The sequence below is a fragment of the Rhizobium acaciae genome (assembly GCF_025941625.1).
GTDB classification, from domain to species: Bacteria; Pseudomonadota; Alphaproteobacteria; order Rhizobiales; family Rhizobiaceae; genus Rhizobium; species Rhizobium acaciae.
The window spans coordinates 150,458-174,454 of sequence record NZ_JAPCZO010000005.1; the positions used below are offsets into that span (position 1 = coordinate 150,458).

At 61.9% G+C, this 23,997-nt stretch carries 19 protein-coding genes; 15 read left to right on the forward strand and 4 right to left on the reverse strand.

Annotated features, from left to right (window positions below):
- Positions 1 to 20: 20 nt before the first annotated feature.
- A complete protein-coding gene (locus tag OLZ32_RS09985) occupies positions 21 to 1,361 on the reverse strand; it encodes an Nramp family divalent metal transporter (protein WP_003545873.1) in 1,341 nt (446 codons plus the stop codon).
- A 170-nt stretch (positions 1,362 to 1,531) separates the two neighbouring features.
- On the opposite strand from OLZ32_RS09985, the gene OLZ32_RS09990 reads away from it, so the two are divergent.
- From OLZ32_RS09990 to OLZ32_RS10035, 10 genes are all read left to right on the forward strand, one after another.
- Entirely contained in the window at positions 1,532 to 2,392 is an 861-nt protein-coding gene (locus OLZ32_RS09990; RefSeq protein ID WP_003545874.1) for a S49 family peptidase, read from the forward strand.
- A gap of 18 nt (positions 2,393 to 2,410) precedes the next feature.
- Positions 2,411 to 2,602 (forward strand): hypothetical protein, encoded by a 192-nt coding sequence (locus OLZ32_RS09995; protein WP_003545875.1) that lies wholly within the window; start codon positions 2,411 to 2,413, stop codon positions 2,600 to 2,602.
- Between the two features lie 273 nt (positions 2,603 to 2,875).
- Positions 2,876 to 3,832, forward strand: coding sequence for a glycine--tRNA ligase subunit alpha (locus OLZ32_RS10000; protein ID WP_011650682.1), 957 nt, complete (start codon positions 2,876 to 2,878; stop codon positions 3,830 to 3,832).
- Positions 3,833 to 3,999: 167 nt separating this feature from the next.
- On the forward strand, positions 4,000 to 5,751 hold the full coding sequence (locus OLZ32_RS10005) for a DUF2207 domain-containing protein (RefSeq protein ID WP_264421120.1): 1,752 nt from the start codon (positions 4,000 to 4,002) through the stop codon (positions 5,749 to 5,751).
- Between the two features lie 113 nt (positions 5,752 to 5,864).
- A complete protein-coding gene (locus OLZ32_RS10010; RefSeq protein ID WP_264420808.1) occupies positions 5,865 to 6,416 on the forward strand; it encodes a LemA family protein in 552 nt (183 codons plus the stop codon).
- Between the two features lie 91 nt (positions 6,417 to 6,507).
- A complete protein-coding gene (locus OLZ32_RS10015; protein WP_264397042.1) occupies positions 6,508 to 7,770 on the forward strand; it encodes a 3-phosphoshikimate 1-carboxyvinyltransferase in 1,263 nt (420 codons plus the stop codon).
- A 36-nt stretch (positions 7,771 to 7,806) separates the two neighbouring features.
- A complete protein-coding gene (locus OLZ32_RS10020) occupies positions 7,807 to 9,741 on the forward strand; it encodes a DUF2207 domain-containing protein (RefSeq protein WP_264420810.1) in 1,935 nt (644 codons plus the stop codon).
- Positions 9,742 to 9,806: 65 nt separating this feature from the next.
- On the forward strand, positions 9,807 to 11,084 hold the full coding sequence (gene purD, locus OLZ32_RS10025; protein WP_264420812.1) for a phosphoribosylamine--glycine ligase: 1,278 nt from the start codon (positions 9,807 to 9,809) through the stop codon (positions 11,082 to 11,084).
- 99 nt (positions 11,085 to 11,183) lie between these two features.
- Complete coding sequence (locus OLZ32_RS10030) at positions 11,184 to 11,645, forward strand: plant virulence effector HPE1-like domain-containing protein (protein ID WP_221963914.1); 462 nt, start codon at positions 11,184 to 11,186, stop codon at positions 11,643 to 11,645.
- A 414-nt stretch (positions 11,646 to 12,059) separates the two neighbouring features.
- Positions 12,060 to 13,883: a methyl-accepting chemotaxis protein gene (locus OLZ32_RS10035; RefSeq protein WP_264420814.1), complete on the forward strand. Its 1,824-nt coding sequence runs from the start codon at positions 12,060 to 12,062 to the stop codon at positions 13,881 to 13,883.
- A gap of 78 nt (positions 13,884 to 13,961) precedes the next feature.
- Here the strand turns inward: OLZ32_RS10035 and OLZ32_RS10040 are convergent, their stop codons facing one another.
- Complete coding sequence (locus OLZ32_RS10040; protein WP_264420816.1) at positions 13,962 to 14,450, reverse strand: DUF523 domain-containing protein; 489 nt, start codon at positions 14,448 to 14,450, stop codon at positions 13,962 to 13,964.
- Between the two features lie 58 nt (positions 14,451 to 14,508).
- The gene (glyS, locus tag OLZ32_RS10045) at positions 14,509 to 16,623 is read right to left on the reverse strand and encodes a glycine--tRNA ligase subunit beta (RefSeq protein WP_264420818.1); all 2,115 of its coding nucleotides are present in this window, start codon (positions 16,621 to 16,623) and stop codon (positions 14,509 to 14,511) included.
- A 230-nt stretch (positions 16,624 to 16,853) separates the two neighbouring features.
- On the opposite strand from glyS, the gene OLZ32_RS10050 reads away from it, so the two are divergent.
- The 5 genes from OLZ32_RS10050 (at position 16,854) to ubiA (ending at position 23,300) form a co-directional block, all read left to right on the forward strand.
- Complete coding sequence (locus tag OLZ32_RS10050; RefSeq protein ID WP_264420820.1) at positions 16,854 to 19,163, forward strand: Tex family protein; 2,310 nt, start codon at positions 16,854 to 16,856, stop codon at positions 19,161 to 19,163.
- Between the two features lie 133 nt (positions 19,164 to 19,296).
- Positions 19,297 to 20,556, forward strand: coding sequence for an SAM-dependent methyltransferase (locus tag OLZ32_RS10055; protein WP_264420822.1), 1,260 nt, complete (start codon positions 19,297 to 19,299; stop codon positions 20,554 to 20,556).
- A gap of 67 nt (positions 20,557 to 20,623) precedes the next feature.
- Entirely contained in the window at positions 20,624 to 21,205 is a 582-nt protein-coding gene (locus OLZ32_RS10060; RefSeq protein WP_264420824.1) for a histidine phosphatase family protein, read from the forward strand.
- A gap of 163 nt (positions 21,206 to 21,368) precedes the next feature.
- Positions 21,369 to 22,181, forward strand: a complete 813-nt coding sequence (locus OLZ32_RS10065) for a MipA/OmpV family protein (RefSeq protein ID WP_264420826.1) — start codon at positions 21,369 to 21,371, stop codon at positions 22,179 to 22,181.
- A 159-nt stretch (positions 22,182 to 22,340) separates the two neighbouring features.
- A complete protein-coding gene (ubiA, locus tag OLZ32_RS10070) occupies positions 22,341 to 23,300 on the forward strand; it encodes a 4-hydroxybenzoate octaprenyltransferase (RefSeq protein ID WP_264420828.1) in 960 nt (319 codons plus the stop codon).
- 85 nt (positions 23,301 to 23,385) lie between these two features.
- On the opposite strand, the gene OLZ32_RS10075 is transcribed toward ubiA, so the two are convergent.
- Positions 23,386 to 23,952, reverse strand: coding sequence for a DUF6101 family protein (locus OLZ32_RS10075; RefSeq protein ID WP_003545897.1), 567 nt, complete (start codon positions 23,950 to 23,952; stop codon positions 23,386 to 23,388).
- Positions 23,953 to 23,997: the final 45 nt, after the last annotated feature.

Genomic DNA, 23,997 nt, shown 5'->3' on the forward strand with positions numbered 1-23,997 from the left:
ACACTTTTCCTGGAATTGCTTCAGCCGGTGACGAAGTCGAGGAGCAGCTTGACGTTCAGTCCGGCGATCACGACCGCGATCAGATAGGCAACCCCACTCAACCAGCGCGGCGCCACGAGTTCGCCCATCTTGGACTTGTTGGCGGTGAACATGACAAGCGGGAAGACGGCGAAGGAAAGCTGCAGGCTGAGCACCACCTGGGTGAGGATCAAAAGCTCCGCCGTGCCCTGGTCGCCATACCAGATGGTGACGATCGCTGCCGGCACGATGGCGATGGCCCGGGTAATCAGCCGGCGCACCCACGGCTTCAGCCGGATCTTGAGGAAGCCTTCCATGACGATCTGGCCGGCAAGCGTCGCCGTCACCGTCGAGTTGAGACCGCAGCAGAGAAGCGCGATGCCGAACAGCGTCGGCGCGATGGCGAGGCCGAGGAGCGGCGACAGCAGCGAATAGGCATCGCCGAGTTCGACGACGTCGGTCTTGCCGTGCGCGTTGAAGGCGGCGGCTGCCAGGATCAGGATAGAGGCATTGATCAGCAGCGCGAAACAGAGCGCGACCGTCGAGTCGATCGTCGCAAAGGTCAGCGCCTCCCTCTTTTCGGGAATGGTATGGCCATAGGCCCGCGTCTGCACGATGCCGGAATGGAGGTAGAGATTGTGCGGCATGACGGTCGCACCGAGAATGCCGAGCGCCAGGTAGAGCATCTCCGGATTGGTGACGATCTCGGTCGTCGGGAAGAAGCCGGTGAGGACCGCTCCCCATTGCGGGTCGGCCAGCAGGATCTGCACGCCGAAGCAGACCGCGATGACGCCGAGCAGCGCGATGATGAAGGCTTCCACCCAGCGGAAGCCGAGCTTCTGCAGGAAGAGGATCACGAAGACGTCGAGCGCGGTGATGAGCACGCCGAGTTCGAGCGGGATGCCCATCAACAGATTGAGGCCGATCGCCGTGCCGATCACCTCGGCGATATCGGTGGCGATGATGGCGATTTCAGCAAAGGCCCAAAGCGGCAGCGAGACATATTTCGGAAAGGCGTCGCGGCAGGCCTGTGCGAGGTCGCGGCCGGAGGCGATCGCCAGGCGCGCGCAGAGCGATTGCAGCACGATCGCCATCAGGTTGGAAAGCAGCGCGACGGTGAGCAGCGCATAGCCGAATTTCGAGCCGCCGGCGAGCGAGGTCGCCCAGTTGCCGGGGTCCATGTACCCGACGGCGACCATGTAGCCCGGCCCGGCGAAGGCTGCCGCCCTTCGCCATGCCGAGCTGTGACGCCCGGTTCCGACGGTGCGGTAGACATCGGACAGCGACGCCTCGCCGCGTTCGTGCCGCCAGCCGCTCTTTGGATTCGGATTGAGGACGTCCATGCGATTTCCACCTGTTTTATCGTGCGTGCACTATGACGACTTAGAATGACAATGCAAGTCATTCGCAACAACAAATTCAAACCCAATGTTTTCAGGAACGCAGCCATTGCGTTTGTCGTTCCAGCGCATACATGGGTGACGATCGTGCGACCCGAAGCGAAGGATGGGAAATGGCCGGATTCTTGAGAAAACTGATGCCGAAACGGTTCCGCAAGGACGGCATCACCATTCCGGTCGTCCGGCTGCAGGGGGTGATCATCAGCGGCGGCGGCCAGTTCCGGCCGACCCTCAACCTCGCCAATGTCTCTCCGGTCCTGGAAAAAGCCTTCGCCATGAAGGATGCACCGGCGGTCGCCATCTCCATCAATTCGCCGGGCGGCTCGCCCGTGCAGTCGCGCCTGATCTTCACCCGCATTCGCGAGCTTGCCCGCGAGAAGCAGAAGAAGGTTCTGGTCTTCGTCGAGGATGTCGCCGCCTCGGGCGGTTACATGATCGCGCTTGCCGGCGACGAGATCATCGCCGACGCCACCTCCATCGTCGGCTCGATCGGCGTCGTCTCCGGCGGTTTCGGCTTTCCCGAACTGTTGAAGAAGATCGGCGTCGAACGCCGCGTCTATACGGCGGGCGAAAATAAGGTGATCCTCGATCCGTTCCAGCCGGAAAAAGAAAAGGATATCGAGTACCTGAAAAGCCTGCAGCTCGAAATCCATCAGGTCTTCATCTCCATGGTGCGCGAGCGTCGCGCCGGCAAGCTGAGGGACGATGCGGCGGTGTTTTCCGGCCTGTTCTGGAGCGGTACACGCGGCCTCGAACTCGGCCTCATCGACGGCCTCGGCGACATGCGCCAGGAATTGAAGAGGCGCTACGGCCAGAAGACCAAGCTGGAGCTCGTCACCGCCGGCCGCGGCCTGTTCGGCCGCCGGATTCCCGGCGTATCGCCGGTCTCGCTCGAAGGTGCTGCATCCGGTCTCGCGACGGGGCTTGTCGAAGCGGCGGAAGAGAGAGCATTGTGGAGCCGGTTCGGGCTTTGAGAGGAGCAAGAGAGGGGCATGGCACAGCTTATTACGATCCTGGTCCTGGTTTTCTCGGCTTGGTGGCTCTACCGCCGCTTCGTCTCCGATGCCCGCAAGCTCGCCGAAAAGTCGCGCCGCGCTGAAAAGGAGCGCCAGACCGGCGCAATCGGCACACTGGTCAAGGACCCGGCGACGGGAGAATACCGGCTGAAGCGCGAGGGAGAATAAGAGGCGTCGCCGCTCATCTGCCGCCCATCCGGCATGCTAGACCCCTCCCCAACCCCTCCCCACAAGGGGGAGGGGCTTAATTTGCCGCACCCGCTTTCCAGATCTTCGACGTTTCGGGAGGAGCGAGGCGGGTACTCCGGGTTAGTCCCTCCCCCTTGTGGGGAGGGGTTGGGGAGGGGTTTTAGATCTCTCCGCCGCCGCAAAAGTCTTGACCCCCGCCGCCCTCCATGGCACCTGTCGCGCCGATAAATCCCAAGCAATCGGTGCCGTTCGATGTCAGCTATCCCAGACCATATGAACCCGAAGCGCTCCTTCCAGGCGCTGATCCTGACCCTGCATAACTACTGGGCGGACAAGGGTTGCGCGGTGCTGCAGCCCTACGACATGGAAGTCGGCGCCGGCACTTTCCACCCGGCCACCACGCTGCGCGCCCTCGGCCCGAAGCCGTGGAAGGCGGCCTACGTCCAGCCGTCGCGGCGCCCGTCCGACGGCCGCTATGGCGAAAACCCGAACCGGCTGCAGCATTATTACCAGTACCAGGTCATCCTGAAGCCGAACCCGCCCAACCTGCAGGAGCTTTATCTCGGCTCGCTGGCGGCGATCGGTCTCGATCCGCTGCTGCACGACATTCGTTTCGTCGAAGACGACTGGGAAAGCCCGACGCTTGGCGCCTGGGGCCTCGGCTGGGAATGCTGGTGCGACGGCATGGAAGTCTCGCAGTTCACCTATTTCCAGCAGGTCTGCGGCATCGAATGCTCGCCTGTTGCCGGCGAACTGACTTATGGCCTCGAACGTCTCGCCATGTATGTGCAGGGCGTCGACAATGTCTATGACCTGAACTTCAACGGCCGCGACGGCGACGAGAAGATCAGCTATGGCGATGTCTTCCTGCAGGCCGAGCAGGAATATTCGCGCCATAATTTCGAATTCGCCAACACCGAGATGCTGCATCGCCATTTCGTCGATGCCGAGAAGGAATGCCGGGCGCTGCTCGATGCCGGCGCCCCCGGCGACAACGCCAACCAGCGCCTGCACAAATGCGTCTTCCCGGCCTATGACCAGTGCATCAAGGCAAGCCATGTCTTCAACCTGCTCGATGCCCGCGGCGTCATCTCGGTCACCGAGCGCCAGAGCTACATCCTGCGCGTACGCACGCTTGCCAAGGCCTGCGGCGAAGCCTTCCTGCTGACCGACGCCGGCGGCGTCAATCTCTCGAAAGAGGCGGCGTAAAAGCCGTCTCGAAAATTTCCGTCGCTTCCGTCGCTCCGCTTCTTTTGTATTGCGCAAACCGCCCCCACATTGTCTTGTGGGTGTTGCGATCACGTATGGCTTCGGTATCTCTTTTGAAGAGCGGTATTCTTTACTTTAAACCTTTGTATGAAAATTCCGCCCCCAGGATGTTGCGCCTTTTAGCATGGCCCATCTTATGCGCCATGCTGTTCGTCCTGACTTCGTGCAGCAATTTCGACAAAGAATTCACCGTCTATTCGGCAAACACTACGATCGAAGTCTATACCGACGGCAGTGCGTTTGTGTCGGAACACTTCGACATTTTGGTCAAAAAGGCGGAAAATTACGGCGGCGTCTACGTTGATATCCCGCAACGTTTCACGGATGCGTCAGGTGGTGTTCACTGGCGCGATTTCGAACTGGCCGCAGCCCGGCGTGACGGAATCGACGAATATTATTTCAAAGAAAACAATGTGCCGGGTTATTCGGTTTACATAGGAGCGGAGCACTGCAAAAGCTGTTCTGCAGATCTGCTCACCGGTGTTACAAAGATCCAGATCGCTTACTGGCTCGGACGCCTGGTTCGTCAGGAAGGCGATCGCGAGGTTCTCTTCCTGCCGGCCTATATGGGCCGCGTGCACGGCCAGGGAGCGAAAAAAACGCTTACTCTGAAGCTGCCGCCGGGCGGAACGGTACGCCCCTCGCAACAGGATCGGGCGGCGGCCTATGCCATTACGCGGAGCGCACCGAATGAGATCTTGGTATCTATTCCAGTAGGTAAAGCGGATCGAAAGCTGCCGGACATCGAGATCGAATATCCCACAGGGACCTTTGTGACCGTAACGAGCGGCAAGCGGGTGCAGTGGTGGCTTTCCGATCACTTTCTCCCATTCATCAGCATTTTGGGACCGCTCCTCGCTGGTCTGTTTGTCCTCATGAGATTCGGGCAGAGCTGGCGATTGCCTGCACCTTCAATTGCTGTCGATAGCAAGAAGACGGAGAGCATCTCGCCTGCTTTAGCCGCCTATGTGTTTTGGAACTGGAAGCCGGATACTGCAAAGGCGGCCTTCATGGCGTCTGTCTGCCATCTCGCAATGAAGAGACTGCTTCGCATTTCTGGCCTTGGGGAGAATGCTGAAGCTTCGGATTTGTCTGCCAGGCAGGTGCGCAAGAAGGGCAAGGTGGCGCGCGCCAGATGGTATGGTCTTCCAGCTGTGACGCGTTCGGTATTTGGTCGAATTGAAGGAGAGCGGCCCGTCAATGATCGGCGCACCGTCGTATATGCCCTGTATGGTTTCGAACGTGACTTGCACCAGACAGTCGCCGAGGAATATTGGAAAGTTAGAGGCGGCGCAGATCGAGCAGCGTTGACGACTTCGGCTACAATTCTAGTTCTCGGCATTGCCACTGCCTATTTGTCGGGCCTCTTGATTTTTTCCGCGGCCATCTGCGGGATATTGTTCATTGTTTTTCTGGTGGTAACAATGTTCCGCCATCCAGAGCGGTTTCCCGTGGCCACCGGCACCTCCGAGCAGTTCAAACAGGCGATTAGTTTGTTTGTGGGTCTTCCGGCGATACTGATTGTTGCACTTGGCTATATTGGCATGACCGAGGTGATCGGCGAACAGCAGCCATATCTGGTGGCGATCTTGCTGCACATTGCCGGCATTATCGCTGTTTTGGCGATGCTGCGCATGCCAACGTCGAAGCAGCGGCAGATCCGCAATAACATCCTCAGTTTGCACCGTTATTTCCACGGCGAGATCGATGGCCCGCCAATGTCGATCGAATGTTACGAGCACCATCTGCCGTTCGCCGTGGCGCTTGGTGTCGAGCAACGCTGGACCGAACGTTTCAACCTCTGGCGAGAGAGCGAGAAGATGGATGCCTATGCTCCGGATTGGCGAATAAGTTCTTAGACGAGCGGTATTTTCAAAGTCTGATCGAAATCAGTCAAAGAATGACTGCGCCAAGATGACTTTGTTATGCCGAATCACTAACGTGCGATCATCAAATCGGGGAGCCCATCTGCATGTTTGTGACACTCGCTATTATCGTTGTCATCGCGCTTTATCTCGTCTTCGTCTACAACGGCCTGGTTCGCGCGCGGCAGATGGCGGAAGAGGCCTGGTCGGGCATCGATGTCCAGCTCAAGCGCCGCGCCGACCTGATCCCGAACCTGATCGAGACGGTCAAGGGCTATGCCGCCCATGAAAAGACCACGCTCGAAGAGGTGGTTGAGCTCCGCAACAAGGCGCAGGCCGTACCATCAGGCGATGTCGCCGGCAGGGCGCAGGCGGAAGGCCTGCTCGGCCAGGCGCTCGGCCGGGTCATCGCGCTCGCCGAGGCCTATCCCGATCTCAAGGCCAACCAGAACTTTGCCGAACTGCAGGCCTCGCTGGAAACCATGGAAGGCGAGCTGCAGATGGCGCGGCGTTATTACAACGGTGCTGCCCGCGACCTGAACGTCAAGGTCGAAAGCTTCCCGTCCAATCTCGTTGCCGGCCAGTTCGGTTTTGCCAAGCGGGAATATTTCGAAATCACCAACGAGACCGACCGCGCCGTCCCCACCGTGAAATTCTGACGATCCGGCATTTTGCCTTTGCCAGAAAGCGATTAAGAGCAGGGGCAGATCGCGACGCGCTTTAGGGTCGCCCTATCGACGGAAGAACAGCATGACACGCACAGCCAAACTCACGATCATCCCGCCGGGCAGGCCGCTTTCGGGCCGCGCCATGCCGCCGGGCTCCAAGTCGATCACCAATCGCGCGCTTCTGCTCGCCGGCCTTGCGAAGGGCACCAGCCGGCTGACCGGGGCGCTGAAGAGCGACGATACGCGTTATATGGCCGAAGCGCTGCGCGCCATGGGGGTTGCGATCGACGAGCCTGACGACACCAGCTTCGTCGTCACCGGCAGCGGCAGGCTGCTGCCGCCGAAAGCGCCGCTCTTCCTCGGCAATGCCGGCACGGCGACACGCTTCCTGACGGCGGCTGCGGCTTTGGTTGACGGCACCGTCATCGTCGATGGCGACGAGCATATGCGCAAGCGTCCCATCGGTCCGCTGGTCGAGGCGATGCGCACGCTCGGCGTCGACGTCACCGCCGAGACCGGCTGCCCGCCGGTTACAATCAAGGGCACCGGCCGCTTCCAGGCCGACCGCATCCGCATCGATGGCGGTCTGTCCAGCCAGTATGTTTCGGCGCTGCTGATGATGGCGGCCGGCGGCGACCGGCCGGTCGACATCGAACTCGTCGGCGAGGATATCGGCGCGCTCGGCTATATCGATCTGACCACCGCGGCGATGAAGGCCTTCGGCGCCAAGGTCGAGAAGACCAGCCCCGTCACCTGGCGTGTTGAGCCCACCGGCTACCGCGCTGCGGATTTCATCGTCGAGCCCGATGCCTCGGCTGCGACCTATCTCTGGGCTGCGGAAGTCCTTACAGGCGGCGCGATCGATCTCGGTGTTCCCTCCGACGCCTTTTCGCAGCCGGACGCACGCGCTTACGCCACGATCGCCCGTTTTCCGCATCTGCCGGCAGAGATCGACGGCTCGCAGATGCAGGATGCCGTTCCGACCCTTGCCGTGCTTGCCGCCTTCAACGAGACGCCGGTTCGCTTCGTCGGCATCGCCAATCTGCGCGTCAAGGAATGCGATCGCATCCGGGCGCTCTCGACCGGCCTCAACCGCATTGTTTCAGGCCTTGCCCGCGAAGAGGGCGATGATCTGATCGTACAATCGGATCCCGCACTGGTGGGCCAGCATCTGCCGGCAGAGATCGACAGCTTTGCCGACCATCGCATCGCCATGAGTTTCGCGCTGGCCGGGCTGAAGATCGACGGCATCACCATTCTCGATCCCGATTGCGTCGGCAAGACCTTCCCCGCCTATTGGAGGACGCTCGCAGCCCTCGGCGTGACCTATCAGGACAACGATTGACGAAACGCAGCCGAGGCTGCCGGCGGGGAGACAGGGATGGGTCGTCGGTTTTTCGGATTTTGCTTTGCACTGCTCTTGATGCTTGCCGCTCCAGCGGCCTTTGCAGCCGAGGTGATCGACAGTTTCGCCTCCGACATCGCGCTCGAAAAGAGCGGCGCGATGTCGGTGACGGAGACGATCACCGTCAATGCCGAGGGCAATCAGATCAACCACGGCATCTTCCGTGACTTCCCGCTCTATTTCACCGATGCCGCCGGCCGTCGCCGCAGCGTCGATTTCGATATGGTCTCGGTCCAGCGCGATGGCGAGGACGAGCCCTGGCACACCGAATCGATCTCAGGCGGCATCCGCATCTATGCCGGTTCCGCCGATGTGACGGTGACGCCGGGCCGTCATCGATATGTCTTCACTTACAGGACCAATCGCCAGATCCGCTATTTCGACAATCATGACGAACTCTATTGGAACGTCACCGGCAATGGCTGGATCTTCCCGATCCGCTTGGCAACCGCGACGGTGAAGCTGCCGCCTGAGGTCGGCGCGATGGAGACGACCTTCTTCACCGGCCCGCAGGGAGCCACCGGAAAGAACGCCCGCGTCAGCGAGACCGGCGCTGGCCTGGTCTTTTCCACCACCACGCCCCTTCGCCCCAACGAAGGGCTGACCTTTGCAATCCGCATGCCGAAGGGGTCGATCGATCCGCCGAGCGCGGACATGGAAAGCACTTGGTGGCTGAAGGACAACCGCAATTATTTCATCGGCTTCGGCGGCCTGATCCTCGTTTTCGCCTATTACACGCGCTCCTGGCTGAAGGTCGGCCGCGATCCCGCCCGTGGCGTCGTCGTGCCACGCTGGGACGCGCCTGATGGTATCTCGCCGGCGCTGGTCAACTATATCGACAATAAGGGCTTCTCCGGAGAGGGCTGGACGGCGCTGTCCGCCACCGCGCTCAATCTTGCCGTCCGCGGTTACGTCAAGCTCGAAGACCTGAAGAATTCGATCGTCATCCGCGGAACCGGCAAGCCGCTCGGCAAGGAGAAGTTCCAGGCCGGCGAGATCGAATTGCTGAGAGTTGCCGGTGGCGCCGGCTCGACGCTGACGATCGACAAGGCCAACGGCGAGCGGGTGAAGTCCGTCGGTCAGGCCTTCCGCTCGGCGATCGAGAAGGAGCATCGCGGCAAATATTACAATTCCAACCTGGCCTATACCGCCGGCGGCATCGCGCTCAGTGCCGCGGCCCTGGTGATCCTGTTCGTTTTCGGTTCGCTGGAGCCCGACACCATCGCGGTGATGCTGATCCCGATCGTCATCTCGGTCTTCATTTCGGTGTTCGTCGCCGGCCTCGTCAGGTCGCTGCATCGCGGCAAGTCGCTGTTCGGCAAGATCATCGCCATCATCTCCGCCGCGATCGGCGTCTTCGTCGGCATCAGCATCCTGGCGACCATGGGGCTGGCGCTTGCCTCGTCGCTGGTGCAACTGCACGAAACGCCGATGCTCTTTGCCGTCGGCGGCATCGTGCTTTTGAACATCCTCTATTTTTTCATCATGGGTGCGCCGACCCCGCTCGGCGCCAAGATGATGGATGGCATAGACGGCCTGCGCCAGTATCTGACGCTTGCCGAGAAGGACCGGATGAACACGGCCGGCGCCCCGGAAATGTCGCCGCGGCATTTCGAGACGCTGCTGCCCTATGCAGTGGCGCTCGGCGTCGAAAAACCCTGGTCGCGCACCTTCGAGACCTGGCTTGCGGCAGCTGCCGCCGGTGCGGCTGCCGCCTATGCGCCCGCCTGGTATGCCGGCAACTTCAACAGCGGCAGCTTTTCCGATCGTATCGGTGGCTTTTCCTCTTCGATGGCCTCGACCATCGCGTCGACGATTCCCGCGCCGCCGCCGTCGCGCTCATCCTCCGGTTTTTCCGGCGGCGGCTCCTCCGGCGGCGGTGGCGGAGGCGGTGGAGGCGGGGGCTGGTAAGCTTTCCCGCTTGACCTTTTAGCCCTTGGCCCTTAACCGCCAGACAGAAAAGGAAAGGGTCGCGCATGAAGGTTCTGTTGATCGGATCGGGCGGACGCGAGCATGCGCTCGCCTGGAAGCTGGCGCAATCGCCGTTGATGACGGAATTCTACGCCGCACCCGGCAATCCCGGCATTGCCGAACACGCCGTTCTCGTGTCGGTTGACATCGAGGATCACGAAGCGGTCGCGGCCTTCTGCAAGGACAAGGCGATCGATTTCGTCGTCGTCGGCCCGGAGGCGCCGCTGGTTGCCGGACTTGCCGACCGGCTGCGCACCGATGGCCTGGCGGTCTTCGGTCCCTCCGCTGCCGCCGCCCAGCTCGAGGGTTCCAAGGGCTTCACCAAGGATATCTGTGCCCGCTACGATATTCCGACAGGCGCCTACCAGCGCTTCAACAATGGACCGAAGGCGAAAGCCTATATCCGCGCCGAAGGCGTGCCGATCGTCGTCAAGGCCGATGGCCTTGCTGCCGGCAAGGGCGTGACGGTTGCAATGACGCTCGATGAAGCTTTGGCCGCGGTCGACGACTGCTTCGAGGGCGCTTTTGGCGCTGCCGGCGCTGAAGTCGTCGTCGAAGCCTATCTCGATGGCGAGGAAGCGAGCTTCTTCTGCCTCTGCGATGGCAAACATGCGCTGCCGCTCGCAACCGCCCAGGATCACAAGCGGGTGGGCGAGGGCGATACCGGCGTCAATACCGGCGGCATGGGCGCCTATTCGCCGGCGCCTGTGATGACCGCCGAGATGGTCGAGCGCACAATGAAAGAGATCATCGAGCCGACGATGCGCGGCATGGCCGAGAGCGGCCATCCCTTCTCCGGCGTCTTTTTCGCCGGGCTGATGATCACCCAGAAGGGGCCGGAGCTCATCGAATACAATGTCCGCTTCGGCGACCCCGAATGCCAGGTGCTGATGATGCGGTTGAAGAGCGATCTCCTGCCGCTGCTGCTCGCCACCGCCAACGGCACGCTCGATCAGGTCAACGCCGAATGGAACGACGATCCGGCGCTGACGGTGGTCATGGCGTCGAAGGGTTATCCCGGCGGCTACGAGAAGAACACGCCGATCCTCTCGCTGCCCGATGCAGGCGAGGGCGAGAAGGTGTTTCATGCCGGCACGGGTCTGAAGGATGGTGCACTGGTTGCGATCGGCGGCCGCGTGCTGAACGTCACCGCGTCAGGCGGTACGGTCGCCGAGGCCAAGGACCGCGCCTATGCGCTGCTTGACAGGGTGAAATGGGAAAACGGCTTCTGCCGGCGCGACATCGGCTGGCGGGCGATCGAGCGCGAAACCGGCTCGGAATGAGTATAAACCGCCGCGTTCTTTAAATTTTTACCCTTTCCCCTGACGGGATGGAAACAAAGCTGCGCTAATTTGCTCCGAAGGTGAGACGGAGTAACTTTGATGCGTCAGATTTTCCTCGGTGCGGCAATCCTGCTGATGGCAGGCTCAGCAATGGCGTCCTCGATAGAGGTGGTCGGCAAGATTGCTCCGTCCGCTGAAGGCAGCATCGTCACCGAAACCTGCGCCCATTGCCCGCCGCTCCAGGCGGAACTCACCAAGAAGGACTATACGGTGCCGGAGCTGAAGCCCGGCGTCCTCCAAGCAAGTGAAATCCGCGATGTCGGCGGCGAAAAGAAGATCTATCGCACCGAGGGCTGGATGGGCGGCTCGCCCGTCGTCTTCGTCAGCAAGGCGACCCCGGAAGCAATGCTTGCCGCGGCACCTCCAGCCCTGCCTGCTGACGGCATCGACATGAATGCGACGACGGCGGCCGTCATCGGCGGCGACGCCAGGCCTGTCGCGGCCGGCATGGCGGAACAACCCGCAGCCCTTAACGTTTCCGAATTCAAGCTGCGTTTCTAAAGCATGTCGCGCGAAAGTGCGCGGCGGTTTTCCCAGGCAAAGCGCGCAGCGGTTTTGCCGGGAATTGCGTAAAACCAAAGTTCCCTGCCCCTGCCTGATCAAGGTTTCGATCGCTTGGGGTTCCACCTCCGGTGGACCGGATGCACCCTCGAAGAGAAGCGAGGGTGCATTCCTGTTTTAATATGCCTGAAATCCGGCGGTTTTGCCTTGTAAATTACCCCTCGATTTTTAGGGAAATTCGCGCCGCGAACAATAAAGTTAAAGCTTTTTTATAGGGTGGGCATCAATTGTTCCTTACCCGGTCGCAGCATGTTTGTTTTAGCAGCGGTAGACGCGCCCTCTTCTTCGGCGCGCTCGCACAGGCGGTAGAAAACCGCACCGGAATGCAGCCATCCATTCCCGTTGCGAGGCGTCATGAAAAATTTGAAGATATCGAAGCAGCTCATATTGCTGGTCGTCGGCCTGATGATCGCCTTTGCGATCGCCACCTCCCTGCAGATCCGCTCCTCGGTCGATGCGATCTACAAGGAGCGTTACGACATGCTCCGCGCCGAGGTTCAGTCGGCGGTCTCGGTTCTCAAGCTTTACCAGTCCAAGGTAACCGCGGGCGAAATGACGCTCGAGGATGCCCAGAAGCAGGCCTACACCACCGTCAATGGGATGAAATACGATCCCGACGGTTATTTCTTCGGCTATAGCTACGACGTCCAGATGGTATTCCACTACGATGCCTCGAAAGTCGGGCAGATCAACAAGGGCCAGCCGGACAGCAAAGGCAAGCTCTATCGCGATGAGCTGGTCAAGCTCGGGCAGCAGGGCGGCGGTCTCGTCGAATATTATTCCACGGTCAAACCGGGCCAACCCGTTGGCGATTATCGCAAGACGGCCTATGGCCAGGCCTTCGAACCCTGGAAGATCGTCGTCGTTACCGGCGTCTATATGGACGATCTCGATGCTCAGATAAACAGTACGATCCTGACTGCACTCTCCGGCAGCATCGTTCTGTTCTTCCTTGCCATGACGGCCGCCTACATCGTCATTCGCGGCATATCGGGGCCTCTCAACAATGTCCACGCCGCCCTGAAGGCGGTCTCGGAAGAGGACGTTTCCATCTCCATCCCGCATACCGGCATGAACAATGAAGTCGGCATGATGGCCAAGGCGACGCTCTCGCTGCAGGAAAAGATCAGGGAGCGCCATCAGATGTCGGATCGCGAGGCGGCCCAGCAGCTGGCGCTGGAAAGCGAGCGCGAAAACAATCTGCGCCAGCAGCAGGACGAGGCAACGCTGCAGGCGCGCGTGGTGACGACGATCGGCCAGGCGCTGGAGATGATCGCCCGCGGCGATCTCACCGTCCGCTGCGCCGATCTCGGCCAGAAATACGCCGCCCTTCGCGACAACTTCAACGATGCGCTGTCGCATCTCGAAGCCGCCATGGCCAAGGTCAGCGCCAAGGGCACCGATATCGGCACCAGCAAGGAAGAGATCCGCCGCGCTTCCAACGAACTGTCGCAGCGCACCGAACGCCAGGCCGCCAGCCTGGAAGAAACCTCAGCGGCCCTCGATGAGCTGACCGTTGCCGTCCGCCAGACGGCCGATGGCGCCCATGAGGCGAGCAAGCGCGTCCATTCGGTCAGCACCGAAGCCACCCACAGCGATGCGATCGTCACCCAGGCGATCGAGGCAATGAGCGGCATCGAGAAGTCGTCCTCGGAGATCACCAAGATCATCGGCGTCATCGACGAGATCGCCTTCCAGACCAATCTGCTGGCGCTGAATGCCGGTGTCGAGGCGGCCCGTGCCGGCGAAAGCGGCAAGGGTTTTGCGGTCGTCGCCCAGGAAGTCCGTGAGCTCGCCCAGCGCTCCGCCGCGGCCGCCAAGGAGATCAAGGACCAGATCGCCCGCTCCTCCAGCCAGGTCGACCACGGCGTCCGTCTGGTCGGCGAGGCCGGTGAAGCGCTGAAGCGGATCTCCGACCAGATCAAGGCCGCCAACGAGATCGTCGCCAAGATCGCCCACAGCGCTTCCGAGCAGGACACGACGCTGCGCTCGATCTCCTCGTCGATGAACCAGCTCGACGCCGCCACCCAGCAGAACGCCGCCATGGCCGAGGAGACCACGGCATCGGCCGAAACGCTGGCCAGCGATACCGACGAACTGATCGACCTCATCCGCGGCTTCCGCGTCAGTGGCGAAAGCGCTGCCCCGGCCATGCATCAAGGTCGCCGCGCGGCTTAAACGGCACGGGGACAAAGGCGTTTTTATCACGAAATTCTTAGCGGCCGTCGGTTCTCCGGCGGCCGTGCCTTTTGAGGCTCATTGCCTGATACGTTCGATCAGCCGCTCGATCTCATGATCGGAAAACACTTCGACGCCATCAGCTTTCAGCGCCGCCGCCGTCACGCCGTTGCCGGCCTGCTTGCGGCCGGAAAACGTGCCGTCATAGATGAAACCGGATCCGCAGGACGGGCTGCCGTCGATGAGCAGCGCATAGCGGCAGCCGGCCTGCCTTGCGAGCGCCACGGCATTCTTTGCTGCCTGCAGGAACTCTTCCGTCACGTCGGCGCCCGTCAGCTCGACAACCCGCGCCGTGCCGGCCAGCACCTCTTCGCCGGTTGCCGCCTCTGCGATCTCCGCCGGCGGCCGCGGCACCGTCATGCCCGCCGACATCTCCGGACAGATCGTCACGAGCCGGCCCTCTTCCCGCCATGTCTCGATTACCGGATGAAGCAACGGCTTCGCCCGCCCGTCATACCGAACGGCTTGGCCCATAAGACAGGCGCTGACGAGAATCTTGCTCTGCATGTCTATATGAATAACGCTACGGCGGCGGCAATGCCAGACCGCCGATGGCGGCCGAATGTCACCCCGAAATCTTCGAGAAATCCGCAACCGTTCCCGTCGCCTCGCGGATCAGCCGCAGCAAAGCGAGACGGTTGGCGCGGATGGCGGCGTCCTCGTCGTTGACGAGCACCTCTTCGAAGAAGCGGTCGACCGGGCCGCGCAGCTTGGAGAGCGCTTCCATCGCCGAGCGAAAATCCTCGCCGGCGACGGCGTGCGACGCATCCTTCGAGGCGCTGGAGATTGCGGCGAACAATTCCTTCTCGGCATCGAGCTTCAGAAGCGCTGGCGAAACACCGTCGGCGATCACGGTGCCCTTCTTTTCCTCGGCGGCAAGCAGCTGCGTCGAGCGCTTGGTGCCGGAAAGCAGGTTCTTGCCGTCTTCCGAGGTGATGAAGGCCGTCAGCGCTTCGACGCGGCGCGCCACCATCAACAGGTCGTCGGCATCGGGCGTCAGCACGGCGTCGATCAAATCATGGCGGGCGCCTTGGTCGCGCAGGTAGACCTTGAGGCGGTCGTGGAAGAAGGAGAGCAGGTCGCCATCCCTGGTCGTTGCCAGCAGCGGCAGGCGGATCCTTCGCTCCAGCAGGATCCTGACGACACCGAGTGCTGCCCGTCGCAGCGCAAACGGATCCTTCGACCCTGTCGGCTTTTCATCGATCGCCCAGAAACCGATCAGCGTATCGAGCTTGTCGGCAAGGGCAATGGTGATCGCCACTTTGTCCTCCGGCACGCGGTCCGACGGACCCTGCGGCTTGTAGTGGTCCTCGATCGCTGCGGCAACGGAGGCGTCCTCACCCTGCAGCACCGCATATTTGCGGCCCATCAAGCCCTGCAGCTCCGGGAATTCGCCGACGGCTTCGGTGCGCAGATCGGCCTTGGCGAGTACGGCGGCGCGATCGACGAGGGCCGCATCCGCACCAGTTATCTTCGCCAATTCCTTGGCCAGCGTGCGGATGCGGGCGACGCGCGCGCCCTGTGTGCCGAGCTTGGCATGGAAGGTCACGTCAAGCGCATCGAGCTTGGCCATGCGCTGGTCGAGCGGCTTCTTGATGTCGAGGCCGAACTTTGCCGCCGAAGCCGTCAGCATCTCGAGATCCGGCAGATTGCCCTGGTCGCGCTTCCAGAAATGCAGTGCATCCGAAAGCCTGGCCCGCACCACCTTGCCGTTGCCGTGGACGATTTCCTTGCCGCCGTCGCTCGCCTGGATATTGGAAACGAGGATGAACTTGTTCGACAGCGTTTCGCCGCCCTGCGGCCGCGTCACGAAACACTTCTGGTTGGTCTTGATCGTCAGCCGGATGATTTCGGAGGGGATCGAGAGATAATCCTCCTCGAAGCTGCCCATCAGCACCTGCGGCCATTCGACGAGGCCGGAGACTTCCTCCAGCAGGCCTTCGTCTTCCACCAGCTCAAGCCCGTTGGCAAAGGCGATGTCGCGGGCGTCGTGCAGGATGATGTCCTTGCGCCGCTCGGCATCGAGGATGACCTTGGCCTTTTCCAGGTTCACCGCATAATCGTCGAAGCGCCGCACCGTGATCGCCTCGGGCGCGTGGAAACGATGGCCGTAAGTGATATTGGAGGCGGTGATGCCGTCGATCTCGAAGGGGATGACGGTGGTCTCTTCATGCTCCGGCCCGAAGGTGCAGACGATCGACTGCAGCGGCCGCACCCAGCGCAGCGCGCCGGGCTTCGACGAGGCCTTGCCCCAGCGCATCGATTTCGGCCAGGGGAAATCGCGGATGATGCCGGGCATGATATCGGTGACGATCTCTTCCGTCGCGCGGCCGGGCTTGGAGATGACCGCGACGTAGAAATCGCCCTTCTTCGGGTCGCTCACCACCTGCGCCTCGGAGACCGAGGAAAGGCCAGCGCCGCGCAGGAAGCCTTCGATCGCCTTCTCGTTGGCGTCGGTGCGCGGTCCCTTGCGTTCCTCGCGCACATCGGCCGAGCGCGCCGTCAGGCCATGGATGTCGAGCGCAAGCCGCCGCGGCGTCCAGTATTCGCGTGCGCCCTCGTAGGACAGGCCCGCTTCGACAAGCGCATCGGTGACGAGCTTCTTCAGGTCGCCGGCAGCCTTGCGCTGCATGCGGGCCGGAATCTCTTCGGAGCGGAGTTCGAGAAGAAGGTTTGGCATGTCGAATTTCCTTGCCTCCCGCGTGAGGGGAGGGATGGCATGGGCGCCGGGTCAAAACGTTGCTTCTGCTAGCAAAGAATGGCGCATCTGCACAACCGCAAAATCGCCGTCTTTCCGGCATGCTTATCCTGTGGATCGGCGCTTGCCTGTAAACTCCAACATTGCCTTGCCGCTTTTCGCCGCTATGGTCCCGCCACCTTTGTCGAAACAGGAAATCCCCAGGAACCCCCATGGCCGCAGACCTCCGTTTTCTCGCAGCCCGCATCTCGGCCGAAATCAGCGCCCGGCCGGAACAGGCCAAAGCCGCCATCGAGCTGCTCGACGAGGGCGCAACCGTGCCCTTCATCGCCCGCTACCGCAAGGAAGTGACGGGCGGGCTGGACGATACGCAGCTGCGCAATCTCGCCGAGCGGCTGGTCTATCTGCGCGAACTCGAAGCCCGGCGCGACGCGATCGTCGAATCGATCACCGGCCAGGGCAAGATGACCGACGAGCTGATGGTGAAGGTCGCAGGCGCCGAAACCAAGGCCGAGCTCGAAGATCTCTACCTGCCCTACAAGCCGAAGCGCCGCACGCGGGCGGAAATCGCCCGCGAGCGCGGCCTCGGCCCGCTCGCCGAGACGATCCTTGCCGACCGCGCCAGGGAACCGGCGGTGTTGGCCGAAGGCTTCGTCACAGCGGATGTGCCTGATGTGAAGACGGCGCTCGAAGGCGCGCGCGACATCATCGCCGAAGGCATTGCCGAAAATGCCGATCTGCTCGGCAGGCTGCGCGCCCATATGCGCCAGGCCTCGCTGCTGAAGGCGAAAGTTGTCGACGGCAAGCAGGCGACCGGCGAGAAGTTTTCCGATTATTTCGATCATTCCGAACGCTGGGCGACCGCCCCCGGCCACCGCGCGCTCGCCATGCTGCGCGGCTGGAACGAGGAGGTGCTGACGCTGACGATCGAGGCCGACGCCGAGACCGTCTCTCCGAACAAGCCGGTCGAACGCATGATCGTGGCAGCCTACGAGATCGGTACGAGCCGTCCCGGCGACCGCTGGCTGACGGAGGTCGCAAGCTGGACCTGGCGCGTCAAGCTTTCCATGTCGCTCTCGCTCGACCTGATGCGGGAACTGCGCGAGAGGGCCGAAGAAGAGGCGATCCATGTCTTCGCCCGCAATCTCAAGGATCTGCTTCTGGCCGCGCCCGCCGGCTCGCGCGCGACGATGGGTCTCGATCCCGGCATCCGCACCGGCGTCAAGGTCGGCGTCGTCGACGGCACCGGCAAGGTGGTGGCGACATCGACCGTCTATCCCTTCCAGCCGAGGAACGATGTGCGCGGCGCCCAGGTCGAGCTCGCATCGCTGATCCGCAAGCATAATGTCGAGCTGATCTCGATCGGCAACGGCACTGGCAGCCGCGAAACCGAAAAGCTGGTGGCCGACATGCTGGCCGAGTTGCCGGCGCCGAAGCCGACCAAGGTCATCGTCTCGGAAGCCGGCGCCTCGGTCTATTCCGCCTCGGCGACCGCTGCTGCTGAATTCCCCGATCTCGACGTGTCGCTGCGCGGCGCCGTCTCCATCGCGCGCCGCCTGCAGGATCCACTGGCCGAACTGGTCAAGATCGAACCGAAGTCGATCGGTGTCGGCCAGTATCAGCACGACGTCGACCAGCAGAAGCTGTCGCGTTCGCTCGATGCCGTGGTGGAAGATGCGGTGAATGCCGTCGGTGTCGATCTCAACACCGCGTCAGCGCCGCTGCTCTCGCGCGTTTCCGGCCTCGGCCCGTCGATCGCCGATGCCATCGTCCGCCACCGCGACAGCGAGGGCCGTTTCGAGACGAGAAAGGATCTCCTGAAGGTCGCCAGACTCGGCGGCCGCACCTTCGAGCAATGCGCCGGCTTCCTGCGCATCCCCAACGGCAAGGAGCCGCTCGATTCCTCCTCGGTGCACCCGGAGGCCTATGGCGTCGCCAAGAAGATCGTCGCCGCCTGCGGCCGCGATCTGCGCGCGCTGATGGGCGATAGCGCCGTATTGAAATCGGTTGATCCGCGCCAGTTCATCGACGAGAAATTCGGCCTGCCGACGGTCAGGGACATCATCGCAGAGCTGGAAAAGCCCGGCCGCGACCCGCGTCCGAGCTTCAAGACCGCGACCTTTGCCGAGGGCGTCAACGAAATTTCCGACCTGAAGCCCGGCATGGTGCTGGAAGGCACGGTGACCAACGTCGCCGCCTTCGGCGCCTTCGTCGATATCGGCGTGCACCAGGATGGTCTGGTGCACGTCTCCCAGCTTGCCGATCGCTTCGTCAAGGATCCTCACGAGGTCGTCAAGGCGGGGGATGTCGTCAAGGTGCGGGTTGTCGAAGTCGATGCCAAGCGCAAGCGCATCGGCCTTTCCATGCGGCGCGATGACGGCTCATCAGCGCCGCCGCCGCGTGGTGATTCTCGCCCAAACCAGGGGTCGAGGCCGCAGAACGAGCGCCGGCCCGCGGCTCAGAAACCGGAGAGCCAGGGCGCCTTCGGCGCAGCACTTGCCGAAGCCATGAAGCGAAAATAAGGGTTTAGCCGGCATTTCGGCAAAAATGCAACAGTTTGGCAGCGTTCTGAACGGAGTGCTAAATCCGGCGCTTGTAAGGCGAAAGAGAGCTATTAAGTTGATGTGACCATCCTGTCACATTTGCGAGGCGTCCATGGCGTCGGCATTCTTATCGATCGTCCAGCAAATCGTCCGCAAGGGTTCGTTGAAACTTACCCTTGCCAATGGCGAAACCCACACTATCGGCGACGGCACCGGTGAAACCGTTGTCGCCCGCCTTGCCGACCAGGAGGCCGAGGACGCCATCCGGCGCGACCCGGCCATGAAGCTCGGCGAAATGTACATGCAAGGCCGGTTCATTCTCGAACAGGGCAACATCTACGATTTCCTGTCGCTGGTGAAACAGAACACCACCAACGAGATCTTCGATTTCAAGATGGCGGCACTGCTGCTTGGCCGCATTGCCTGGCAGCAGCTGAAGAGCCGCGTGCCGGTCAATCGCAACAAGCACAATGTCGCCCATCATTACGACCTGTCGGCCAAGCTCTTCGATCTTTTCCTCGACGAGGACTGGCAATATTCCTGCGCCTATTTCGAGCCGCCGGGCATTGGTCTCGACGAGGCGCAGCTCGCCAAGAAGCGCCATATCGCCGCCAAGCTTCTGCTCGAGCCGAACCAGCGCATCCTCGAGATCGGCTCCGGCTGGGGCGGCATGGGCATGTACCTGACGGAGGCGACCGAAGGTGCAGAGTTCACCGGCATCACGCTGAGCGAGGAGCAGCTCAAGGTCTCGCGTACGCGCGCCGAAAAGCGCGGCTTTGCCGACCGGGTGCGTTTCGAACTGCAGGACTACCGCACCATGACGGGCAGGAAGTTCGACCGCATCGTCTCGGTCGGCATGTTCGAACATGTCGGCATCGGCCATTATGGCAATTTCTTCCGCAAGGTATCGGATCTGCTCGACGACAACGGCGTCATGGTGCTGCATTCGATCGGCCGCCCGAAGCCGAGCTTCGGCACCAATGCCTTCATCGAGAAATACATCTTCCCGGGCGGCTACATCCCTTCCGTCGGCGAGGTCGTGCCGCCGCTTGAAAAGGCCGGGCTGCTGGTCAAGGATATCGAAATCCTGCCGCTGCATTATGCCTATACGCTGCGCCATTGGCGCGAACGTTTCGTGGCGCGCAAGGCCGAAGCGGTGGCGCTCTACGACGAGCAATTCTTCCGCATGTGGGAATTCTATCTGGCGGGTTCCGAAATGGGCTTCCGCTGGGACGAACTCTTCATCCTGCAGATCCAGATCGCCAAGAACCAGTTCGCCGTTCCCGACAATCGCAACTATATTGAGCGGAACGAAGCGAAGCTGAAGGAATTCGAGGCGAGGCGCGCGCCGCTCGAAAAGGTGACGTTCTGATCCCGCGGAAGTGCCGTTTCCGCTGGCGCTTTTGCCGGGGGACGGATTCTCATGAAAGGACGTGCCGATGAGCAATGCGTTTCCCGAGATCTACTTGGTCCGCCACGGTGAAACCGAATGGAGCCTGTCCGGGCGCCATACCGGACGCAGTGATATTCCCTTGACGTCGAATGGCGAAGAGGCCGCCCGCAAAATCGCCGACCGGCTGGCGGGCCTTAGCTTCTCCGCCGTCTGGTCGAGCCCCTCCGAGCGAGCGCGCAAGACCTGCGCGCTCGCCGGATTCGGATCGGGCGCGGTGATCAAGGACGATCTCGCCGAATGGGACTATGGCGCTTACGAAGGCATCACCACCAAGGCGATCCTTGCCGACCGCCCCGGCTGGCAGCTCTTTCGCGACGGCTGCCCGAAGGGCGAATTCGCCGCCGATGTCGGCGATCGCGCCGACGCCGTGATTGGCGGACTTCGTCAAACGGCCGGCACCATCCTGATCTTTTCGAGCTCGCATTTCCTGCGGGTCCTCGCCGCCCGCTGGCTTGGCCTGCCGCCGGAAGACGGCTCCCGTTTCGTGCTCGATACCGCGAGCATCAGCGTGCTCGGCTATGAGCACGATCTGACCGAACCGGTCATCCGCCGCTGGAACCTGCGTTAGAGCCACTGCGGGACCGGTTTTGCGGAATTCGATAGCAGATGCCACCGGCCTTTCATCAGCGCCCTTTGTTTCGCCGTGGTTAAGATCGGGGTAACGACATCAGGATAGATGTAACGAGCGCCGCCCTTCGCGGCTTTGTCTTTGCGTTTTCTGGAGTGTGGACGTGTCTCATCGATCAGTCGTATCGATCTCTCTGGCTATTGCCCTTTCATCTTTTGGTTCGGTCGCCGCGCAGGAAAGCGGCCAGCACTTCTGGTCCGGCGACTGGTATCTGAGCGTCGGCGTCGCCGGTTTCTCCGCCCCGAAATTCGAGGGCTCGTCGCACAATGAATTCAAGTTCAGCCCGCTGATCTCGGTCGGCCGCCAAGGCGCCGGTCCGCGTTTTTCCTCGCGCAACGACAATCCTTCTTTCGCCCTCATCGACAGGGGCGCCTTCCGCGCTGGCATCGTCGGCAAATTCGTGCCGTCGCGCGATGATGGCGACGGCAGCGAACTGAAGGGCTTGAAGAAGGTCAAATGGGGCGCGGAAGCCGGCGGTTTCGTCGAAGTCTACCCGACCGATTTCCTTCGCGCCCGCGCCGAAGTCCGCCAGGGCATCCGCTCGCATGACGGCATCGTCGCCGATCTCGCGGTCGATGCCTTCACCGATATCGCCCCCGACCTGCAGCTATCTGGCGGTCCGCTCGCGACCTTCGCCACCAGCGGCTATTACGACGCCTATTACGGCGTCAACGCCAAGCAGGCGGCAGCAAGCGGCCTTGATCCCTATAAGCCGTCGTCGGGCATCCAATCCTATGGCGCCGGCGCGGCGCTGACCTGGAAGGCGACGGAAAACCTTTCGGCCAGTTCCTTCCTCGAATATAAGCGGCTGGCGGGTCCCGCCGCCGACAGCAGCCTCGTGCGCGAGCGCGGCTCGAAGAACCAGGTCCTGATCGGCGTCTCGGCGACCTACAAGTTCAATTTTTCCCTGCAGTGATTGACGCGGCTGCGCATCCCTCCCAGATGCGCAGCGCTGTAACACTTTGAATTGCAGGATAATTTCATCCCGGGATCGATTCTGATCTAGGGATGATGCAAGTGGCAGCGCAATGATCGCTTCTTGACCGGATCGGCCGCCCGCCGCTAGATGAGCGGCATGCACGATACCGGCGACTTAAACGATCGCGTCTCCGACGCACCTTCCGATAACTGGGTCTACCGGATCCTGCCGCCATGGCTTTGGCCCTATGCGCAGCTGGCACGCTGGGATCGCCCGATCGGCTGGCAGCTCCTGATGTGGCCGTGCTTCTGGTCGGCGACCCTTGCCGCCAATGCGGCGATCGGCGAGGGGCTCTATTCCGGCAGCGTGCTGGTGTCTCACCTGTTCCTCTATTTCATCGGCGCCGTCGCCATGCGCGGCGCCGGTTGCACCTATAACGATCTCGTCGACCACGAGATCGACATGGAAGTGGCGCGCACGCGGTCGCGTCCGCTGCCCTCCGGCCGTGTCACGCGCCGCCGGGCGAAGATCTTCATCGGTTTGCAGGCGCTGGTCGGCCTCTTCGTGCTGTTGCAGTTCAACTGGTTTAGCGTCTTCCTCGGCGTGCTCTCGCTCGGGATCGTGGCACTTTATCCCTTTGCCAAACGCTTTACCGACTGGCCGCAATTTTACCTCGGGCTTGCCTTTTCCTGGGGCGCGCTGATGGGCTGGGCCGGCATTTTTGGCGGCCTCTCCTTTGCCGCCATCCTGCTCTACGCCGCCTCCGTCGCCTGGACGATCGGTTATGACACGATCTATGCGCATCAGGACAAGGAGGATGACGAGCTGATCGGCGTCCGCTCCACCGCGCGCCTGTTCGGCGACAGGACACGGCAATGGCTGATCGGCCTTTATGGGCTGACGCTGGTGCTGATGTTTATTGCTTTCGCGCTCGCCGGCGCCAATCTCATCGCGTTTCTGGGTCTGCTCGGTGCGGCCGGCATGTTCGCCTGGCAGATCGTCCGGCTCGATATCAACGATGCCGACCAGTGCCTGGCGCTCTTCAAATCGAACAATCGCGTCGGCCTGATCATCTTCTTCGGCCTCTTCGTCTCGCTGCTGTTTGCCATTCCCTGATTGGGACGATGAATGAAACGATAAACCCGGCGCGGGCGCCGGGTTTCAAAATGGCATTGCCACATTGGGACTTTCGCGATCTCGCTTAAGTCCGGGCGATGATTTCCTTGCCTTCGATCTTCATGGCGACGCCCAGCCGGCCGGTGGTGCGGCGCACGAGGAAGCGCGGACGGCGATTGGCGAAATAGGAATGACGGCGGCGCGGCTTGAGGTCGCTGGTGCGTAAGGCGCCGATGTGGTCTTCGAGCGGCCGGGCGACGCCGTCGGCCTCGACCATCAGCATCGGAATGCGGAAGGCTTCGGACCAGCTGCGCCAGTCGGCGGCGATGTCGCTGAGATCATGGGCGACGAGCAGCGGAATGCAGAGCTCGGGATCGGCGTGGTGAAGCTCGAGCGTGACGGTGACATCGCCGTCGCCATGGTCGATGGCGCGGGCGGCGACACCCTTGAAGACGCGCTTCGGCAGCGCAATCGAGAGCGGCAGGCCGCTGGAGGGGAGGACCTTGCGCAGGACCGCACCGCGTTCGTCTATGGTGATATTGACGTCATCCGAACAATCGTGGATGGCGTAGCTGACCTGCTGGGGAAAGCGGGACGGATCGAGGCGTAACGTCGTGCCAGCCCAGGCGGGCTTCATAACGGGATTGTTCATTTCATTCTACCCTTGTCTTACCTGAGAGCCGATTTCCGGTCTTCT